The organism is Streptomyces specialis, assembly GCF_001493375.1.
Lineage (GTDB): Bacteria > Actinomycetota > Actinomycetes > Streptomycetales > Streptomycetaceae > Streptomyces > Streptomyces specialis.
Genome location: NZ_LN929893.1, coordinates 183,447 through 202,739 on the forward strand (window position 1 = coordinate 183,447; position 19,293 = coordinate 202,739).

The following is a 19,293-nucleotide window of genomic DNA, read 5'->3' on the forward strand; positions in this document are numbered from 1 at the left end:
GAGCCTTACCTTAGCTGAGGAGTGCGCATGATTCGACCTGGGAACCCCGCGCCCCGCGCCGGACACCGAAGCCAGGAAGTCCGGGAGGACGACCGCGAACACCGCGACGGGGGCCGGCCATGCCCCGGCGACGACGCCCGGCAGCCGACGGCGGCCGAGCGCGTGCGCACGCTGCTGGAGTCCAACGCCTCCGCCGCGCTTGCCATTCCGGGCTCAGGGGCGGAGGAACTGGGCCATACCGTCCCCGAGTCGCGCGCCGTGACACCGGCCGGCGACGTGCTCCTGCTCGTGCCGTCCCGCTCCCCCGCGGCACGCGCCGTGGCCCACGCCCAGGACGACGACGTGACCGCCGTGATGGAGATCACGGACGTGGCGCCCGTCGCGGTGCCCTATCGCATCCGGGGGCGTGGCTGGGTCGCCGGCTGGCTGACCCCGCTGACCGGCGAGGCGCGCGCCGACGGGGCCCGGCTCCTGGCCGAGCAGTGCCCCGGGGGGCCCGTCCCCGGACCCGACTGGGCGCTGCTGCGCCTGGAGGTCGGCGAGGCGTACACCGACGATCTGTGGGGCGCCGCGCACGTGGAGCCGGAGGAGCTGGCCGAGGCCGAGCCCGACCCGCTGGCCCGCCACGAGGCCGACCTGCTCCAGCACATGGCCACCGCGCACGCGCCCCAACTCCGCTCGCTGTGCACGCTGCTGGGCGACCGTGGCGCGGGCTGCGCGGCGGCCTGGGAGGCCGTCACCCCGCTCGGGCTCGACCGGTTCGGCCTGCGGGTCCGCTTCCGGGCGGGCGCGGCCTGCTTCGACGCGCGCTTCGAATTCCCCGAGCCCGTGGGGGACATCAGCAGGCTCCGGCACGCCCTGCGGTGGCTCTTCGAGGCCGCGGCGGCGGACTGAGCCCGGCCCGCCGCGCTCAGGGCCTTGAGCCGGACTCCCCGTCCCCGGTCAGGCGCTGCCGCACCCGTTCGAGTATCTCCCCGTAACGGGCCTCCGCGCCGTGCCGCGTGGGCCGGTAGTACCGCTTGCCGTGCACCGCGTCGGGCGCGTACTGCTGGGCCGCGATGCCGCCGGGCAGGTCGTGCGGATACTGATACCCGGCGCCGTGGCCCAGCCGCTCGGCGCCCCGGTAGTGACTGTCGCGCAGATGGGCGGGCACCGGACCGGCCAGCCCCGCCCGGACGTCCGCCCGCGCCTCGCCGATGGCGACCACCGCGGCGTTCGACTTGGGGGCGAGGGCCAGGGCGATCGTGGCGTGCCCGAGGGTGATGGCGGCCTCCGGGAAGCCGATGAGCGCCACCGCCTGCGCCGCCGCCACCGCCGTCGGCAGCGCGGTCGGGTCGGCCATGCCGATGTCCTCGCTGGCGGAGATCATCAGCCGCCGCGCGATGAACCGGGGGTCCTCCCCCGCCTCGATCATCCGCGCCAGGTAGTGCAGCGCCGCGTCCACGTCCGAACCGCGGATCGACTTGATCAGCGCGCTGGCCACGTCGTAGTGCTGGTCGCCGTCCCGGTCGTACCGCACGGCCGCGCGGTCCACCGCCTCCTCCAGGGTGGTGAGGCCGATCTCCGCCTCGCCCTTGGCCAGCGCCGCGCCCGCGCCGGCCTCCAGCGCGGTCAGCGCCCGCCGCGCGTCGCCCCCGGCGATCCGCAGCAGGTGCTCCTCGGCGTCCCCGGTCAGCGAGACCGCGCCGCCCAGGCCGCGCTCGTCCGCCACCGCCCGGCGCAGCAGACCGCGCAGGTCCTCCTCGGTCAGCGGCTCCAGCGTCAGCAGCAGGGACCGCGACAGCAGCGGGGAGATCACCGAGAAGTGCGGATTCTCCGTGGTGGCGGCGATCAGGGTCACCCACCGGTTCTCCACGGCGGGGAGCAGCGAGTCCTGCTGCGCCTTGCTGAAGCGGTGGATCTCGTCCAGGAACAGGACGGTGTCCTTGCCGTACGCCCCGGAGGAGCGGCGCGCGCCGTCGATCACGGCCCGCACCTCCTTCACCCCGGCGGTGATGGCCGACAGCTCCACGAACCGCTTCTCGGTGGCCTGGCTGACCACATACGCCAGCGTGGTCTTGCCCGTGCCCGGCGGGCCCCACAGGATCACCGACGAGGGCCCGGCCGGGCCCTTGCCGCCCTCACCGGCCAGGCGGCGCAACGGCGCCCCCGGGAGCAGCAGACGCTTCTGCCCGACCACCTCGTCCAGGGTGCGCGGGCGCATCCGCACGGCCAGCGGCGGCGCCGCGCCGGCATCCTTCTCCGCGCGCTCCTCGGCGGCGGCGGTGAACAGATCGGGCTCCACGCCACCGACCCTAAGCCACGCCACCGACAGCCCCGCCCGGCCCGGGTCCGGTGGGGGTCAGCTCGTCCAGAAGTCCCACCAGCGGGTGAGGATCAGCATGCCGATCACGGCGATGTGCACCGCGGGGATCAGCCAGTGGAACTCCTCCATCGCGGTCCGCACCCCCGCGGGCGCGGGCAGGAAACCGTTCCGCACGTTGTGCAGCGTCGTGTACCAGAACATGACGATGGTGGCGACCCAGGCCAGGCAGCACCACAGACACAGGGCGTTGATCTCGTACAGCGACTGGTACTGCAGCCAGGTGCAGAACGCCACCCCGAAGAGGGTGCCGAGCTGGAGACCGAGCCAGAACCAGCGCCGGTACCGCGCCCCCGCCAGCAGCCCCATGCCGATGGCGACGACCATGCCGTAGGTGACGAGCCCGAGCATCGGGTTGGGGAAGCCGAACACCTCGGCCTGGTCGCTCTCCATGATGCTGCCGCAGGAGACGACGGGGTTGAGGCTGCAGGCCGGGCTGAAGTCCGGGTCCTCCAGCAGGTGGAACTTGTCCAGGACGATGACCCACGAGGCCACCACCCCGGCCAGGCCCGTGATGACCAGCATCAGCGCGAACGCCCGCCCCGCGCCGGTGCCCGGCCGCCCGTCCCCGCCGCGCACCGGTCCCTCGGTGCGCTCCACGTCCATCGCCGATGTCACCATCTCGCCTGTCCACTCCGTCGTCGCGGCTACGGGCCTCATTGTGCCCCAGTGACACAACGCCTACGGAGCGGCACTGTCAACCCGGCCCCCGCGCGCGTCAGGCCAGCCGGCCGCGCAGCTCGTCCACCACCGACTCCAGCCGGACGGGCGTCTGTTCGCCGCTGACCAGGTCCTTGACCTGCGCCACGCCCTCGGCCAGATCCCGTTCGCCGGCCACCAGGGCGAACCTGGCGCCGCTGCGGTGGGCCGACTTCATCGCGGACTTGACGCCCCGGCCGCCGAACGCGAAGTCCGCCGCCACCCCGGCCCGCCGCAGCCCGGTGACCACGGCGAACAGCGCCCGCCGCGCCTCCTCGCCCAGCGGCACCGCGAACACGTCGGTGGCCGACGGCAGTTCCAGCGCGACGCCCTCCGCGCGCAGCGCCAGCACCGTGCGGTCCACGCCCAGCGCCCACCCCACGGACGGCAGCGGCGGCCCGCCGATCATCTCGGACAGCCCGTCGTACCGGCCGCCGCCGCCGACGGCCGACTGCGCGCCGAGCCCGTCGTGGACGAACTCGAACGTGGTCCGTGTGTAGTAGTCCAGACCCCGCACGAGCCGGTCGTCGTCCGCGAAGGCGACCCCCGCCTCGGTCAGCGACTCCCGGACCCGCTCGTGGTACTCCTTGCACGCCTCGCACAGGTGATCGCGCATCACCGGCGCGCCGGTGAGCTGACGCCGCACGCTCTCGCGCTTGTCGTCCAGCACCCGCAGCGGGTTGATGCCGATCCGCGCGCGGGTCTCCTCGTCGAGGTCCAGACCGCGCAGGAACTCCTGGAGAGCGGCCCGGTACACCGGCCGGCAGGTGCGGTCGCCCAGCGAGTTGAGCAGCAGCCGCACGTTCCGCAGGCCGAGCGACCGGTAGGCGTCGGCCGCGAGGATGATCAACTCGGCGTCGAGAACGGGGTCCTCGGCGCCGATCGCCTCCGCGCCGACCTGCGAGAAGTGCCGGTAACGGCCGGCCTGCGGGCGCTCGTACCGGTAGTAGGTGCCCGAATACCACAGCTTCACCGGCAGGTTGCCCGCGCGGTGCAGGTTCGCCTGGAGGGCGGCGCGCAGCACGGACGCGGTGCCCTCGGGGCGCAGCGCGAGGCGGGTGCCGCCCTTGGTGGTGAGGGTGTACATCTCCTTGGTCACGATGTCGGTCGACTCGCCGACACCGCGCGAGAAGAGCTCCACGTGCTCGAAGCCGGGCGTCTCCACATAGCCGTAGCCGGCGCGGCGCAGCGGGGCGGCGATCGCCTCGCGCACCGCGAGGACGGCGGCGGAGTCCGGGGGGATCAGGTCGTACGTGCCCTTGGGGGCGGAAAAGGTGCTCACTGGTGAGGAGTTCACAATCCTGGTCGCGGGGCCGCCGCGTCGGCGGCTCCCCGGCCGGCGGCCAGCTCCCGCAGATACGGGTTGCCGGCGCGCTCGCGGCCGATGGTGGTCTGCGGGCCGTGCCCGGACAGCACCACGGTCGAGTCATCGAGCGGAAGGCAGACGCGAGCCAGCGACCGCAGGATCTCGGCGTGGTCACCGCCGGGGAGGTCGGTGCGTCCGATGGAGCCGGCGAAGAGCAGGTCGCCCGAGAACAGCACCGGCGGGATGTCGGACTGTTCGGGCATCCGGAAGGTCACCGACCCCTTGGTATGGCCCGGGGCGTGCGCGACGGAGAACGACAGGCCGGCGAGCGACAGCTCGGCACCGTCGGTCAGCTCCCGCAGGTCGTCCGGCTCGCCCACCGTCAGCTCGCCCAGCAGCGGCTGCCCGATGCGCATGCCCAGCGCCTTGCCGGGGTCGCTGAGCATGTAACGGTCCGCCGGGTGGATCCAGGCGGGCACGTCGTGGGCGCCGCAGACGGGGACGACCGAGGCCACGTGGTCGATGTGGCCGTGGGTGACGATGACCGCGACCGGCTTCAGCCGGTGCTTGGCGATCGTCTCGGCCACCCCGTCCGCGGCCCGGTGACCGGGGTCGATGATCACGCACTCCTCACCGGCGGCGGGCGCGACCAGATAGCAGTTGGTCCCCCAGGCCCCGGCGGGAAAGCCAGCGATCAGCACGGTCGTCCTTCGGTCGTCGGGCGCGGTTCACGCTCGGGATGCCAGGCCACAGGGCCCGTCACCGGGCCCTCACGGCCCCGGGAGGGCCCCGGGCAGACGGCCTCAGCCTACCGGCGACGGTGCGGCACGGGCGAACCCGTATACGGTGACGCCACGAGACGACGAGTCGACAAGGGGAGAGCGCGGTGGTCAGCAAGGATCAGCGGCGGAGGCAGCTCGCGCGGGCGAAGTGGGAACGGCAGCAGGCGCGCCGGTTCGACCGGGCACGGAAGGGCCGGCGGCTGCGGCTGGTCCTCTCCGTCCTCCTGGTGCTGCTCATCGCGGGCGGCGTCACCGCCTTCGTGGTCCTGACCGGGGACGACGACACGAACGACGAGGCGTCCGACGCGGAGGCGACCAGTTCGCCCGAGCCGGAGGAGGCCCCCGAGGACCCGTGCGAGGAGCCCGCGCCGGGCGAACCGTCGGACCAGCAGTGGGACGCCGAGCCGGAGATGTCGGTGGACACCGGCGTCGACCACGTGATGCGGCTCGCGACGACCTGCGGCGACATCGAGATCACGATGGACACCGAGGCCGCGCCGCACACCGTGAACTCGTTCGCGTTCCTGGCGGGCGAGGGCTACTTCGACCACTCGCCGTGCCACCGGCTGGTGACCGAGGGCATCTACGTGCTCCAGTGCGGCGACCCCCAGGGCACCGGACAGGGCGGCCCCGGATACACCATCCCGGACGAGAACCTGGACGCCCCGGAGCTGGAGGGCGGCGTCTACCCGGCGGGCACGGTGGCCATGGCCAACAAGTACGACCCGTCCGCCGACACCGGCCGGGACACGGGCGGCAGCCAGTTCTTCCTGGTCTACGAGGACAGCCCGCTGCCGCCGGACTACACGCCGTTCGGCAAGGTGACCGGCGGCATGGACGTGCTGGAGACGATCGCCGCGACGGGCGCGGCCCCGGCCGACCCGACCACCGGCACCACCGCGCCGTACGCCACGGTCGTCATCGACGAGGCCACGGTCGAGCCGGTGAACGACTAGCAAGCACCCGCCCCACCGGTAATTTCCGCCCGGCAAGGTGCGGACAGCCGGGCGGCCTGTCGCCTATGTTGGCGGTGTGCAGGGCGCCTGCGCCGGTCAGGCGGGGAGAGCGGCCGGTCAGGCGGGGAGAGAACAGCCGGTGGACCCGGACGAGAACTGTGTGCGGTGCCGGGGGCGTCACGCCCTGTCGCGCGCATCGAACGAGGAGGCGCTGTGAGCAGCGAGCCGTGGGGTCGCGTCGACGAGACGGGGACCGTGTACGTACGGACGGCGGACGGGGAGAAGGCCGTCGGCTCCTGGCAGGCGGGCTCCCCCGAGGAGGCGCTCGCCTATTTCGAGCGCAAGTACGAGGGTCTGGTCGTGGAGGTCGATCTGCTGGAGCGCCGGGTGCGCACCACGGATCTGGCGGCCAAGGACGCGATGACCGCGATCGGCCATCTGCGCGAGCAGGTGGCCGAGGCCAACGCGGTGGGCGACCTGGCGGCGCTCGCCCGGCGTCTCGACGAGCTGGTGGCGCTGGTGGAGTCCCGCCGCGAGGAGCGAAAGGCGGCGCGCGCCCGGCAGAGCGAGGAGGCCAGGGCCGCCAAGGACGCGCTGGTCGCCGAGGCCGAGCAGTTGGCGGTCAGCGATCAGTGGCGCACGGCGGGCGAGCGGCTGCGGGCCCTGGTCGACACCTGGAAGGGCCTGCCCCGGCTGGACCGGAAGACCGACGACGAGCTGTGGCACCGCTTCTCCCAGGCCCGCTCCGCGTTCTCCAAGCGCCGCAAGTCGCACTTCGCCGCCCTGGACTCGCAGCGCGACGAGACCAAGCGCCGCAAGGAGAAGCTGATCGCGGAGGCCGAGGCGCTGGCGGACTCGACGGACTGGGTGACGACCGCGGCCCGCTACCGCGACCTGATGCAGGACTGGAAGGCGGCCGGGCGCGCGCACCGGGACGTGGAGGAGGACCTGTGGGCCCGGTTCCGGGCGGCGCAGGACGTGTTCTTCCAGGCCCGTTCCGGGGCGTTCGCGGAGCGCGACGCCGAGCAGCGCGACAACCTGGCGCGCAAGGAGGAGCTGGCGGCCGAGGCCGAGAAGCTGCTGCCGATCACCGACATCAAGGCGGCCCGGGCGGCGCTGCGGTCGATCGGTGAGCGCTGGGAAGCCATCGGGCACGTGCCGCGCGACGCCAGGGCGGCGATCGAGGCCCGGATGCACGCGGTGGAGCGGGCCGTCGCGGAGGCCGAGGAGGTCGAGTGGCGGCGGACCAACCCGGAGGCCCGGGCCCGCGCGGCCGGGCTGACCGGGCAGCTCCAGGACGCGGTGAACCGGCTGCGCGAGCAGGCGGAGCGGGCGCGGGCCCAGGGCAACACGGCGAAGGCCGAGAAGCTGGAGCAGGAGCTGGCCGGGCGGCAGGCGCTGCTCGACCAGGCGCTGAAGGGACTCCAGGAGTTCGGCGGCTGACGCGCACGGCGTATGACGACGGCGGCGAGGCACCCGGTGCCTCGCCGCCGTCGTCATACGGCCCGGTACGGGCCGGGCGGGCTCAGGGCCGGCGCGGTGAGGACGTCACCCGGTAGACGTCGTAGACGCCCTCCACGCCCCGCACGGCCTTCAGGACGTGGCCCAGATGCTTGGGGTCGCCCATCTCGAAGGTGAAACGGGAGGTGGCGACCCGGTCCCGGGACGTCTGCACGGCGGCGGACAGGATGTTGACGTGCTGGTCGGACAGGACCCGCGTGACGTCCGACAGCAGCCGGGAGCGGTCCAGCGCCTCGACCTGGATGGCGACCAGGAAGACCGACGACTGGGTCGGCGCCCACTCGACCTCCAGGATGCGGTCGGGCTCCTGGGTGAGGGAATCGACGTTCACACAGTCCGCGCGGTGCACGGAGACGCCGTTGCCCCGGGTGACGAACCCGATGATCGGATCGCCGGGCACCGGGGTGCAGCAGCGGGCCACCTTGACCCACACGTCGTCCACGCCCTTGACGACCACTCCCGGGTCGGAGTGCGCCCGCCGCTTCCCGCGCGCCGGGACCGGCGGCGCGGTCTCGGCGATGTCCTCGTTGGCCGCCTCCTCGCCGCCGACCGCCTGGACCAGCTTCTGCACCACGCTCTGCGCCGAGACGTGGCCCTCGCCGATCGCGGCGTACAGCGAGGAGATGTCCGGGTAGCGCATCTCGTGCGCCAGCGTGACCAGGGAGTCGCCGCTGAGGACGTGCTGGATCGGCAGGTTCTGCTTGCGCACGGCGCGGGTGATGAAGTCCTTGCCCTGCTCGATGGCCTCGTCGCGGCGCTCCTTGGAGAACCAGCCGCGGATCTTGTTCCTGGCCCTCGGCGACTTCACGAAGCCGAGCCAGTCGCGGGACGGGCCGGCGCCCTCGGCCTTGGAGGTGAAGATCTCCACGGTGTCGCCGTTGTCGAGCGTCGACTCCAACGGCACCAGGCGCCCGTTGACCTTGGCTCCTATGGTCCGGTGGCCGACCTCCGTGTGCACCGCGTACGCGAAGTCCACGGGCGTCGCGCCGGCCGGCAGCGCGATCACGTCGCCCTTGGGCGTGAAGACGAAGACCTCGTTGCGGGAGAGGTCGAAGCGGAGCGACTCCAGGAACTCCCCCGGGTCCTCCGTCTCCTTCTGCCAGTCCAGGAGCTGCCGCAGCCACGCCATGTCGTCGACGGTGCTGCCGCCGCCCTTCTTCGGCGCGTCCGAGCGCACCTTGGATGAGCCGGCGACGGCCTGCTGCTTGTACTTCCAGTGCGCCGCGATGCCGAACTCGGCGCGCCGGTGCATGTCGAAGGTGCGGATCTGAAGCTCGACGGGCTTGCCGCCCGGCCCTATCACCGTGGTGTGCAGCGACTGGTACATGTTGAACTTCGGCATCGCGATGTAGTCCTTGAACCGCCCCGGCACCGGGTTCCACCGGGCGTGCACGGTGCCGAGCGCCGCGTAGCAGTCGCGGACGGTGTCGACCAGGACGCGGATGCCCACCAGATCGTAGATCTCCGCGAAGTCGCGCCCCCGCACGATCATCTTCTGGTAGACGCTGTAGTAGTGCTTGGGCCGGCCGGTGACCGCCGCCTTGATGCGGGCGCCCCGCAGGTCGGACTGGACCTCGTCGATGACGGTCGCCAGGTACTCGTCCCGCTTCGGGGCGCGCTCGGCGACCAGGCGCACGATCTCGTCGTACATCTTGGGGTAGAGGATGGCGAAGGCCAGGTCCTCCAGCTCCCACTTGATGGTGTTCATACCGAGCCGGTGGGCCAGCGGCGCGTAGATCTCCAGCGTCTCGCGGGCCTTCTGCTCCTGCTTCTCGCGCTTCAGGAACCGCATGGTCCGCATGTTGTGGAGGCGGTCGGCCAGCTTGATGACCAGGACCCGGGGGTCCTTGGCCATCGCGACCACCATCTTGCGGACGGTCTCGGCCTGGGCCGCCTCGCCGAACTTCACCTTGTCGAGCTTGGTGACACCGTCCACGAGCTGGGCGACCTGGTCGCCGAAGTCGCGGCGGAGGCTGTCCAGGCCGTACTCGGTGTCCTCGACCGTGTCGTGCAGCAGCCCGGCCATCAGCGTGGAGGCGTCCATGCCCAGCTCGGCCAGGATCGTGGTCACGGCCAGCGGGTGCGTGATGTACGGGTCGCCGCTCTTGCGCTTCTGCCCCCGGTGCCAGCGCTCGGCCACGTGGTAGGCCCGCTCGATCTGGCGCAGCGCGGCGGTGTCGGCCTTGGGGTCGTTGGCGCGGACCACCCGCAGCAGCGGTTCCAGGACCGGGTTGTACGGGGTGGAGCGCTGGACGCCGAGCCGGGCGAGCCGGGCCCGCACACGGTTGGAGGCTGGCTCTTATACACATATGACGCTGCCGACGAAGAGGATAGTGCAGCTCTCGGGTGCTCTCGCACACCTCCACATACAGATGATACCGATAGCTTTGTCACCCAGTCGTTGGTGACGATAACATTCGTCAGATCCTTCAACGCTCTCGGACTGAGGCGAGCGGCTGGGCGTCGTCTGGCAAGGGCACTCCTTCTCGGGCCCTCTCCCGTCCATGGGCGGGGCGGGAAGGGGAGCGGTCCTCGGGGCCGTGGTGCGACCTTGAGGAGAGTCCGGCCGGGAAACGATCGGACTGCCATGGTAACGAGCCCGGAGGGATCGCTCCCGCTCAATCGGCCCACGGATCAGGGCGCCCGCTTGACGGCGGGCGCCCTGATGTGTGTCCGGGACGAATCAGACAGTGATGAGCGCCTGGTAGGGGGCATCGGCCAGCGCGGGGAGCACCCTCGCGCGCCCCCCGAGAAATTCGAGCTCCATCAGCACCGCGAGCCCCGCCACGCGCGCCCCCGTGCGCTCGATCAGGCGCAGCGACGCCTCGGCGGGGCCCCCGGTGGCGAGCACGTCGTCCACCACGAGCACCCGGTCCTCGGCGGTCAGGCCCTCGGCGTGGATCTCCATCTCGGCGCTGCCGTACTCCAGCTCGTACGCCTGGGAGAGCGTCGCGCCCGGGAGCTTGCCCGCCTTGCGGACCGGGACGAAGCCCAGCCCGGCCCGGACGGCGACGGGGGCCGCGAGGATGAAGCCACGCGCCTCCAGGCCCGCCACCTTGGTGGCGCCGTGCTCCAGGGCGAACGCGGCCAGCGCGTCGGTGAGCGCGGTGAACGCCTCCGGGTCGGCCAGCAGCGGGGTGATGTCCTTGAAGACGACGCCCGGCCGGGGATAGTCCACGACGTCACGGATCCGGCTCAGCAGCAGCTCCGCCAGCGCGCCGGGCTCCGGGGCGGCGGCGGTCACCGGCGCTTCCCGGAGGGCCGGCCGCGGCCCCGGCTCCGGGACGGCGGCTGACGGCGGGCGGCGCGCGGACCGGACGCCCCCCGGGCGGCGGCCAGCGGCGCGGCGGCGTCCCGCTCGTCGGACTCCTCCTCGTCGGGCCCCTCGGCCACCGGCTCGTCATCGGCCGGGACGGCACCGGCATCGGCTCCGTCGCCCTGGTCGCCCTGGTCGCGCTTGGCGCGTCGGGCGAGAACCTTGCGGTCCTGGGCCTTGATCGCCGACTCGCGCGACTTGAGGTCGGAGACCAGGGGGGTGGCGATCATGATCGACGAGTACGCGCCGGCGGTGAGACCGACGAACAGCGACAGCGCGATGTCGTTCAGCATGCCGCCGCCCAGCAGACCGCCGCCGATGAACAGCAGCGCGCCGACCGGCAGCAGCGCCACCACCGAGGTGTTGATCGACCGGACCAGCGTGCCGTTGAGGCTGCGGTTGGCCAGCTCGGCGTAGGTGTGGCGGGTCTGCTTGGTGAAGTCCCGCGTCTGTTCCTTCAGGCCGTCGAAGACCACGACCGTGTCGTAGAGCGAGTACCCGAGGATCGTCAGCAGACCGATCACCGTGCCGGGCGTGACCTCGAAGCCGACGAGGGCGTAGACGCCGACGGTGATCGTGATGTCGTGGATCAGCGCGATCAGGGCCGCCAGGGCCATCCGCCACTCGAAGGCGATGGCCAGGTAGATCACCACGAGCACCAGGAAGATGATCAGACCGCGCCACGCCTTGTCGGCGATCTGGTCGCCCCAGCTCGGGCCGATCACCTCGGCGTTGAGGTCCTCGGTCGGGATGCCCAGCTCCCCGGCCAGCGCCTCGCGGGTGGCGTTGGACTGGTCGGTGTCCAGGCCGCTGACCTGGATACGCATCGAGCCGTCGTCGCCGAGCGTCTGCACCAGCGCCTGACTGCCCGAGACCTCCTCGGCGACCTCGCGCGCCTCCTCGACGGAGATCTCCGTCGCCGGGGTCGTGAAGACCGCGCCGCCCTCGAACTCGACGCCCATGTGCAGGCCGCGCACGGCGAGCCCGGCGAAGGCGAGGATGGTGATCAGGACGGAGACGGCGTACCAGATCTTCCGACGGGCGACGAAGTCGACGCCGACCTCTCCGCGGTACAGCCGGGCACCGAGATCTCCGAGCCGCGACATCTCAGGCCTCCTTCGGGTCGCTGGAAACGGGGACGGGCGCGGGACGGCGACCGCGCAGCAGGGGCTTGGCGCCCAGCCGCTCGGGGTCGAGGCCGGACCAGGGGTGCCCGCCGGAGAAGAACCGCCTGCGGGCCAGCAGGGTCATCAGCGGCTTGGTGAACAGGAAGACGACCACCACGTCGAGGAGTGTGGTCAGGCCCAGCGTGAACGCGAAGCCCTGCACCTTGCCGACGGTCACCACGAAGAGCACGGCGGCGGCCAGGAAGGACACGAAGTCGGAGACCAGGATGGTGCGCCGGGCCCGCGGCCAGGCCCGTTCGACGGCCGGACGCAGCGTGCGTCCGTCCCTGACCTCGTCCCGGATGCGTTCGAAGTAGACGATGAACGAGTCGGCCGTGATGCCGATGGCGACGATCGCGCCGCAGACGGCCGGCAGGTTCAGCGCGAAGCCGATGGTCGGGCCCAGCAGCGACATGATCGTGTAGGTGAGGACGCTGGACACGATGAGGCTGGCGATCGCGATGAGCGACAGGCCCCGGTAGTAGACCAGCATGTAGATCACGACCAGGCCGAGGCCGATGCCGCCGGCGACCAGGCCGGCGCGGAGCTGCTCGCCGCCCAGGGTCGCGGAGACGGTGGAGACGCTGGCCTCTTCGAAGCTCAGCGGCAGCGCGCCGTACTTGAGGATGTTGGCCAGGTCCTCGGCGGACTCCTGGGTGAAGCTGCCGGAGATCTCGGCACGCCCGCCGCCGAGCCGCTCGGAGACCGAGGGGGCGGAGACGACCTCGCCGTCGAGCACGATGGCGAACTGGTTCTGCGGCTGCACCTGGGCGGCCAGTTGCTCGGTGACGTCCGCGAACTCTTCGGCGCCGGAGTCGCTGAACTCCATCTGCACGATCCAGCCCTGGCCGAGCTGCGTGTCGTAGACCGCGTCGGCGCCGGTCACGTCGGTGCCGGGGACGGCGACGGGACCGAGGGCGTACTTGGCGACGCCCTCGGCGTCGCAGGCGACCACGGTCTCCTCGTCCTTCGCCTGGGCCGCGGCGCGACCCGCCTCCAGGCGGGCGGCCTCGGTCGAGCAGTCCAGGGCGTCCAGGTCGGCCTGGATCGCGGCGGCCTCCGCGGCGGCGTCGCTCTCGGCGTCACCGGATCCTTCCGCGGGGTCCTCCTCGTCCTCGCCCTCGGCCCGGTAGGAGGCGTGGGAGGCGGTGGTGGCGGAGCCCGTGGCGGCACCGGGGGCGGGCAGCCCCTGGTTCTCGCTCTCCGTGCCGTCCCCGGTCGCCTCGTCCGTGGGCTCGTCGGTCGGCTCGTCGCTCGCCTCGTCGGTCGGCTCGTCGCTCGGTTCGTCCGTGGGTTCGTCCGTCGGCTCGTCCGTGGACTCCCCGGTGTCCTCCTCGGGGAGCGGCTGGGCCGAGGCGGCCGAGAGCACCGGCCGGAAGCCCAGCTCGGCGGTGGTGCCGACCTGCTCCCTCGCCTGCTGTTCGTCGGACCCCTTGGGGATGTTGACGATGATGTTCCGGTCGCCCTGGGTCTGCACCTCGGCCTCGGAGACACCGAGGCCGTTGACGCGGCGCTCGATGATGTTGACCGCGGTGTTGAGGTTCGTCGCGTTGATCGCGTCCTCTTCGCCCTCGTCGGCCACGGCTTCGAGCGTGATGCTCGTGCCGCCGGCGAGGTCGATGCCCAGGCGGGGCTTGGTGTGGCCGGAAAGGAACATCCCCCCGACGAGGGCCGCCATGGCCAGGAGGATCAGCGCGAGCGCCCGTCCCGGGCGGCCCTGGGCTCCCCCGGACCTGACACCCTTCTTCTGTGAGGACCTGCTGAGGCCCTTCTTCGGTGTCGCCACCTTCTCGTCTCTCTCTGTCCAGCGGCCCGCGACCGGACGATCGCCGCGCGGCTCACGCGGATTGGCTGACCGACGGCCGTGCCGTCACGGTCAGGACTTGGATCCGTTCTCGCCGTCGTCCTTGGCGTCGCGGGAATCCGCCTCGTCGTCCCCGGACTTGTCGAGATCGACGCGGCCCCCGTCGTCGGGACCCTCCCCGGTGATCGAGGAGGCGTCGTCCGGCACCACGGGGGCGTCGTCGTCCACGAAGGCGGGCTCGCCGCTCACGATCCGCTGGTACTCCTCGGCGTCCAGCACGGCGCCGATGGCGTTCTTCGCGAACAGGGCGTGCACGCCCGGAGTGATCTCCAGCAGCACGGTGTCGTCACGGACTTCCTTGACCTGGGCGTACATGCCTCCGATGGTCCGGACACCGGTGCCCGGCTCCATCTGGTCGCGCATCTCCATGGCCTGGCGCTGCCGGTTCTTGGCAGATCGGGTCATCAGCAGCATCACACCGATGAGCAGAATGAAAGGGAGCAGAAGCGCGATATCCACGATGGAGGAATTTCCTTGTGTTCGGCCGCTGACCGCGGCCCGTATCGGGGTGGCACGCCGCCCTGGTGGTCGGGACGGCATCGGCGGAGTCTAGGCGAGTCTTCGCCGGGGGAACAACGTCCTGGATGCTATCGGAGTTCCGCACCCCGGAATACCGCCCCTTTCCCGGGCGTTCCCCGGCGTTCCCGGTGTCACTCCCCGAACAATCCCTCCTGTCCGCCGCCCGCCGCGGGGAGCGGCGGTTCGAGACCGAGGTGGTGCCAGGCGGCGGGGGTGGCGACGCGCCCGCGCGGGGTCCGCGCCAGCAGGCCCTCCCGGACGAGGAACGGCTCGGCGACCTCCTCGACGGTCTCCCGCTCCTCCCCCACGGCGACGGCGAGCGTGGACAGGCCGACCGGGCCCCCGCCGAACAGGTGCAGCAGCGCGTGCAGCACCGCGCGGTCCAGCCGGTCCAGGCCCCGGCCGTCCACCTCGTAGACCGCCAGGGCGCGCACCGCCGCCTCCTTGTCCACGACGCCGTCCGCCCGGACCTGGGCGTAGTCCCGGACGCGGCGCAGCAGCCGGTTCGCGATGCGGGGGGTGCCCCGGGAACGGCCGGCGATCTCGGCGGCGCCCTCGGGGGTGACCTCGACGTCCAGCAGGCGGGCGGAGCGGTGGACGACCCGCTCCAGCTCGGCGGGGGCGTAGAACTCCATGTGCCCGGTGAAGCCGAACCGGTCGCGCAGCGGCGGCGGCAGCAGCCCGGCCCTGGTGGTGGCGCCGACCAGCGTGAACGGCGGCAGCTCCAGCGGGATGGCGGTGGCACCCGGGCCCTTGCCGACGACCACGTCGACCCGGAAGTCCTCCATCGCCATGTACAGCATCTCCTCGGCGGGCCGCGACATCCGGTGGATCTCGTCCAGGAAGAGCACCTCGCCCTCGGTGAGGGAGGACAGGATCGCGGCCAGATCGCCCGCGTGCTGGATCGCCGGGCCCGAGGGGATGCGGATCGGGGCGCCCATCTCGGCCGCGACGATCATGGAGAGCGTGGTCTTGCCCAGGCCGGGGGCGCCCGAGAGCAGGACGTGGTCGGCGGTCGCGCCACGGGCGCGGGCGGCCCGCAGCACCAGATCGAGCTGCTCGCGGACGCGGGTCTGCCCGATGAACTCCCCCAGGTCCTTGGGCCGCAGCGCGGCCTCGACGGCGAGGTCGTCGCCGTCGGCGGCGGCCCCGACCAGCCGCTCGGCCTCCGGCCCCCCGGGCTCGTCGTCGTACCGTGTCATGGCCGTTCGCCTCCTGTCACCGGGCGCGGTTCAGCGTCTGGAGGGCGGCGCGCAGCAGGCGGGAGACGGACGGCTCGTCCCCGCCCGCCTCCGGGGCCGGGGCGACGGCGGTGATCGCCTGCTCGGCCTCGCGCGGCGCGTACCCCAGGCCGACCAGCGCGGTCTGCACCTGCTCGCGCCAGTCGGGTGTGGCCGCCGGCGCGGCGGGGGCGGCGGCGGTGGTGGGGCCGGTGGGCGCGCCGAGCCGGTCCCGCAGTTCGAGCAGCAGCTTCTGGGCGCCCTTCTTCCCGATGCCGGGCACGGCCGTGAGCGCCTTCTCGTCACCGGTGGCGACGGCGAGGCGCAGCGCGTCCGGGCTGTGCACGGCGAGCATCGCCTGGGCCAGGCGCGGCCCGACGCCGCTGGCGGTCTGGAGCAGCTCGAACACCTGCCGCTCGTCGTCGTCCGCGAACCCGTAGAGCGTGAGGGAGTCCTCCCGGACGACCAGCGAGGTGGCGAGCCGGACGGGGCGGCCGAGGCGCAGCGCGGCCAGGGTGCCGGGCGTGCACTGGACGGCGATCCCGACGCCGCCGACCTCGACCACGGCGCGGTCGGGGGCCAGGGCGGCGACCTGCCCGGAGACGAAGGCGATCATGATGCGGCGGTGCCCTTCGGACGGGGTGCGGCGGAAGGGGGCGGGGCCGCCGCGGGTGCCCGCCGCAGGCGGTCCTGGGCGGGGGCGCGCCAGATGTGGCAGATGGCCAGCGCCAGCGCGTCGGCCGCGTCGGCGGGCTTCGGCGGCGCGTCGAGCCGCAGCAGCCGGGTGACCATGGCGCCGACCTGCGCCTTGTCGGCCCGGCCGCTGCCGGTGACGGCGGCCTTGACCTCGCTCGGGGTGTGCAGCGCGACCGGCAGCCCGCGCCGGGCGGCGCACAGCATGGCCACGGCGCTGGCCTGGGCGGTGCCCATGACGGTGCGGACGTTGTGCTGGCTGAAGACGCGCTCGACGGCGACGGCCTCCGGCCGGTGGGTGTCGAGCCACTCCTCGATGCCGCGCTCGATCAGCACGAGCCGCTCGGGGACCGGAGCCTCGGCGGGCGTCCGGACGACGCCGACCGCGGCCATCCGCAACGGCCGCCCGGCGGCCCCCTCGACGACGCCGACACCGCAACGGGTGAGCCCCGGATCCACGCCCAGCACGCGCACCGGCACTCCCTCACTCGCCCCGACAGATCGACACCACAGGCAGGCTATCGGCCGCCACCGACAATCGCGGCGGTCCCGGCCCGGGCGGCGGGAGTTACAGGTCGACCTTCGCCATGACGTCGTCGGGGACGTCGAAGTTGGCGAAGACGTTCTGCACGTCGTCGCTGTCCTCCAGCGCGTCGATCAGGCGGAAGATCTTCCGGGCGCCGTCCTCGTCCAGCTCGACCTGCATCGTCGGCTGGAAGCCCGCCTCCGCCGAGTCGTAGTCGATGCCGGCCTCCTGGAGCGCGGTCCTGACCGCCACCAGATCGCCCGCCTCGCTGATCACCTCGAACGACTCGCCCAGGTCGTTGACCTCCTCGGCGCCGGCGTCCAGCACCGCGCCCAGCACGTCGTCCTCGGCCAGTCCGCTCTTGGGGACGATCACGACGCCCTTGCGGTGGAACAGGTAGGACACCGAACCGGGGTCGGCCATCGAGCCGCCGTTGCGGGTCATGGCGACGCGCACGTCGGAGGCGGCGCGGTTGCGGTTGTCCGTCAGGCACTCGATCAGGACGGCGACGCCGTTGGGGCCGTAGCCCTCGTACATGATCGTCTGGTAGTCGGCGCCGCCGGCCTCCAGGCCCGCGCCGCGCTTGACGGCCCGGTCGATGTTGGTGTTCGGGACCGAACTCTTCTTCGCCTTCTGGATGGCGTCGAAGAGAGTGGGGTTGCCGTCCGGGTCCGCGCCGCCCGTCCTGGCGGCCACCTCGATGTTCTTGATCAGCTTCGCGAACAGCTTGCCGCGCTTGGCATCGATCACGGCCTTCTTGTGCTTGGTGGTTGCCCACTTGGAGTGGCCGGACACAGCGCTGCTCCTTCGATCTCACCGATTTCGAACCCGACGTGGTGATCCTACCGGCCGCCGCCTACCCCGCCGTGCGCACCATCTCGGTGAACAAGGCGTGTACCCGGTGGTCGCCGGTCAGCTCGGGATGGAACGCGGTGGCCAGCAGCCGGTCCTGGCGGACGGCGACGCAGTGCCCGTCGTACTCCGCGATCGGCTCCGCGCGCGGCCCGAGGGACTCGACCCAGGGCGCCCGGATGAAGACGCCCTCGACCGGGTCGCCGGGCACCCCGGCGACGTGGACCGCGGCCTCGAACGACTCGTTCTGCCGCCCGAAAGCGTTACGCCGCACGATCATGTCGATGCCGCCGACGGTCTCCTGACCCGCGCGCGGGTCGAGGATCTTGTCGGCGAGCATGATCATCCCGGCGCAGGAGCCGTACGCGGGCATACCGTCGCCGACCCGCTCGCGCAGCGGCTCCAGCAGGCCGAAGACGGATGCCAGCTTGGAGATCGTGGTGGACTCGCCGCCGGGGATCACCAGCCCGTCGACCGCCGCCAGCTCCTCGGGCCGGCGCACGGACGTGGTCCGCGCGCCGACCGCGTCGAGCGCGGCGAGATGCTCCCGGACGTCGCCCTGGAGGGCGAGGACGCCGATGAGGGGGGAACTCACGTGCCCGGTGCCTCGCTCACTCACCAGCCGCGGGAGGCGTAGCGCTCGCCCTCGGGCAGGGTGTCGATGTTGATGCCGACCATGGCCTCGCCCAGCCCGCGCGAGACGTCCGCGATGACCTTCGGGTCGTCGTAGAAGGTGGTGGCCTTCACGATGGCGGCGGCGCGCTTCGCCGGGTCGCCGGACTTGAAGATGCCGGAGCCGACGAACACGCCCTCGGCGCCGAGCTGCCGCATCAGCGCCGCGTCGGCCGGGGTGGCGACGCCGCCGGCGGAGAACAGCACGACCGGCAGCTTGCCCAGCTCGGCGACCTCCTTGACCAGCTCGTGGGGCGCCCGCAGCTCCTTGGCGGCGGCGTACAGCTCGTTGTTGTCCAGGCCGCGCAGGCGGGAGATGTCGGACTTGATCTGCCGCATGTGGCGGACCGCCTCCACGACGTTGCCGGTGCCGGCCTCGCCCTTGGAACGGATCATCGCGGCGCCCTCGGCGATGCGGCGAAGGGCCTCGCCGAGGTTGGTGGCGCCGCAGACGAAGGGCGTGGTGAAGGCCCACTTGTCGGTGTGGTTGACCTCGTCGGCCGGGGTGAGGACCTCGGACTCGTCGATGTAGTCCACGCCGAGCGCCTGGAGCACCTGGGCCTCGACCAGGTGGCCGATGCGGGACTTGGCCATCACGGGGATGGAGACGGCCTCGATGATGCCGTCGATCATGTCCGGGTCGGACATGCGGGCCACGCCGCCGTCCTTGCGGATGTCGGCCGGGACCCGCTCCAGCGCCATGACGGCCACGGCGCCCGCGTCCTCGGCGATCTTGGCCTGCTCCGGGGTGACGACGTCCATGATCACGCCGTTCTTGAGCTGCTCGGCCATGCCGCGCTTGACGCGCGCGGTGCCGGTCTCCGGGGCCTGGGTGGTGC

17 protein-coding genes and 1 pseudogene are annotated in these 19,293 nt (G+C 72.5%); 3 read left to right on the plus strand and 15 right to left on the minus strand.

Annotated features, from left to right (window positions below; translation table 11 throughout):
- Positions 1-27: 27 nt before the first annotated feature.
- Positions 28-894: a DUF2470 domain-containing protein gene (locus BN2279_RS10555; protein WP_107115529.1), complete on the plus strand. Its 867-nt coding sequence runs from the start codon at positions 28-30 to the stop codon at positions 892-894.
- Positions 895-910: 16 nt separating this feature from the next.
- Here the strand turns inward: BN2279_RS10555 and BN2279_RS10560 are convergent, their stop codons facing one another.
- The 4 genes from BN2279_RS10560 to BN2279_RS10575 all read right to left on the minus strand — a co-directional run bounded on the left by BN2279_RS10560 (position 911) and on the right by BN2279_RS10575 (position 5,068).
- The gene (locus tag BN2279_RS10560; protein WP_059008440.1) at positions 911-2,284 is read right to left on the minus strand and encodes a replication-associated recombination protein A; all 1,374 of its coding nucleotides are present in this window, start codon (positions 2,282-2,284) and stop codon (positions 911-913) included.
- 57 nt (positions 2,285-2,341) lie between these two features.
- Positions 2,342-2,983 carry a vitamin K epoxide reductase family protein gene (locus tag BN2279_RS10565; protein WP_079032056.1) on the minus strand — a complete coding sequence of 214 codons (642 nt, stop codon included), beginning with the start codon at positions 2,981-2,983 and terminating at the stop codon, positions 2,342-2,344.
- Positions 2,984-3,080: 97 nt separating this feature from the next.
- A complete protein-coding gene (hisS, locus tag BN2279_RS10570) occupies positions 3,081-4,343 on the minus strand; it encodes a histidine--tRNA ligase (RefSeq protein ID WP_059008442.1) in 1,263 nt (420 codons plus the stop codon).
- 11 nt (positions 4,344-4,354) lie between these two features.
- Entirely contained in the window at positions 4,355-5,068 is a 714-nt protein-coding gene (locus BN2279_RS10575) for an MBL fold metallo-hydrolase (protein WP_059008443.1), read from the minus strand.
- 185 nt (positions 5,069-5,253) lie between these two features.
- On the opposite strand from BN2279_RS10575, the gene BN2279_RS10580 reads away from it, so the two are divergent.
- Together BN2279_RS10580 and BN2279_RS10585 are read left to right on the plus strand one after the other, a co-directional pair.
- A complete protein-coding gene (locus BN2279_RS10580; protein WP_059008444.1) occupies positions 5,254-6,105 on the plus strand; it encodes a peptidylprolyl isomerase in 852 nt (283 codons plus the stop codon).
- A gap of 213 nt (positions 6,106-6,318) precedes the next feature.
- The gene (locus tag BN2279_RS10585) at positions 6,319-7,548 is read left to right on the plus strand and encodes a DUF349 domain-containing protein (RefSeq protein ID WP_059008445.1); all 1,230 of its coding nucleotides are present in this window, start codon (positions 6,319-6,321) and stop codon (positions 7,546-7,548) included.
- An 82-nt stretch (positions 7,549-7,630) separates the two neighbouring features.
- Here BN2279_RS10585 and BN2279_RS10590 read toward each other — a convergent pair.
- From BN2279_RS10590 to pdxS, 11 genes and pseudogenes are all read right to left on the minus strand, one after another.
- Positions 7,631-9,919: pseudogene (locus tag BN2279_RS10590) on the minus strand (RelA/SpoT family protein); the annotation flags it as partial.
- 390 nt (positions 9,920-10,309) lie between these two features.
- Positions 10,310-10,870, minus strand: a complete 561-nt coding sequence (locus BN2279_RS10595; RefSeq protein ID WP_059008447.1) for an adenine phosphoribosyltransferase — start codon at positions 10,868-10,870, stop codon at positions 10,310-10,312.
- The gene (gene secF, locus BN2279_RS10600; protein ID WP_059008448.1) at positions 10,867-12,048 is read right to left on the minus strand and encodes a protein translocase subunit SecF; all 1,182 of its coding nucleotides are present in this window, start codon (positions 12,046-12,048) and stop codon (positions 10,867-10,869) included. The genes BN2279_RS10595 and secF overlap by 4 nt, the downstream gene beginning before the upstream one ends.
- Before the next feature lies 1 nt (position 12,049).
- Positions 12,050-13,894, minus strand: coding sequence for a protein translocase subunit SecD (gene secD / locus BN2279_RS10605; protein WP_234347726.1), 1,845 nt, complete (start codon positions 13,892-13,894; stop codon positions 12,050-12,052).
- A 90-nt stretch (positions 13,895-13,984) separates the two neighbouring features.
- Positions 13,985-14,431 (minus strand): preprotein translocase subunit YajC, encoded by a 447-nt coding sequence (gene yajC / locus BN2279_RS10610; RefSeq protein WP_059008449.1) that lies wholly within the window; start codon positions 14,429-14,431, stop codon positions 13,985-13,987.
- Between the two features lie 191 nt (positions 14,432-14,622).
- The gene (gene ruvB / locus BN2279_RS10615) at positions 14,623-15,693 is read right to left on the minus strand and encodes a Holliday junction branch migration DNA helicase RuvB (protein ID WP_059008450.1); all 1,071 of its coding nucleotides are present in this window, start codon (positions 15,691-15,693) and stop codon (positions 14,623-14,625) included.
- A gap of 16 nt (positions 15,694-15,709) precedes the next feature.
- Positions 15,710-16,327, minus strand: a complete 618-nt coding sequence (ruvA, locus tag BN2279_RS10620; RefSeq protein ID WP_059008451.1) for a Holliday junction branch migration protein RuvA — start codon at positions 16,325-16,327, stop codon at positions 15,710-15,712.
- Entirely contained in the window at positions 16,324-16,878 is a 555-nt protein-coding gene (gene ruvC / locus BN2279_RS10625) for a crossover junction endodeoxyribonuclease RuvC (RefSeq protein WP_059008452.1), read from the minus strand. Before ruvC ends, ruvA begins: the two co-directional genes overlap by 4 nt.
- Before the next feature lie 94 nt (positions 16,879-16,972).
- Positions 16,973-17,725, minus strand: a complete 753-nt coding sequence (locus tag BN2279_RS10630; protein ID WP_059008453.1) for a YebC/PmpR family DNA-binding transcriptional regulator — start codon at positions 17,723-17,725, stop codon at positions 16,973-16,975.
- 61 nt (positions 17,726-17,786) lie between these two features.
- Entirely contained in the window at positions 17,787-18,377 is a 591-nt protein-coding gene (gene pdxT / locus BN2279_RS10635; RefSeq protein ID WP_059008454.1) for a pyridoxal 5'-phosphate synthase glutaminase subunit PdxT, read from the minus strand.
- A gap of 20 nt (positions 18,378-18,397) precedes the next feature.
- The gene (pdxS, locus tag BN2279_RS10640; RefSeq protein ID WP_234347773.1) at positions 18,398-19,246 is read right to left on the minus strand and encodes a pyridoxal 5'-phosphate synthase lyase subunit PdxS; all 849 of its coding nucleotides are present in this window, start codon (positions 19,244-19,246) and stop codon (positions 18,398-18,400) included.
- Positions 19,247-19,293 lie beyond the last annotated feature (47 nt).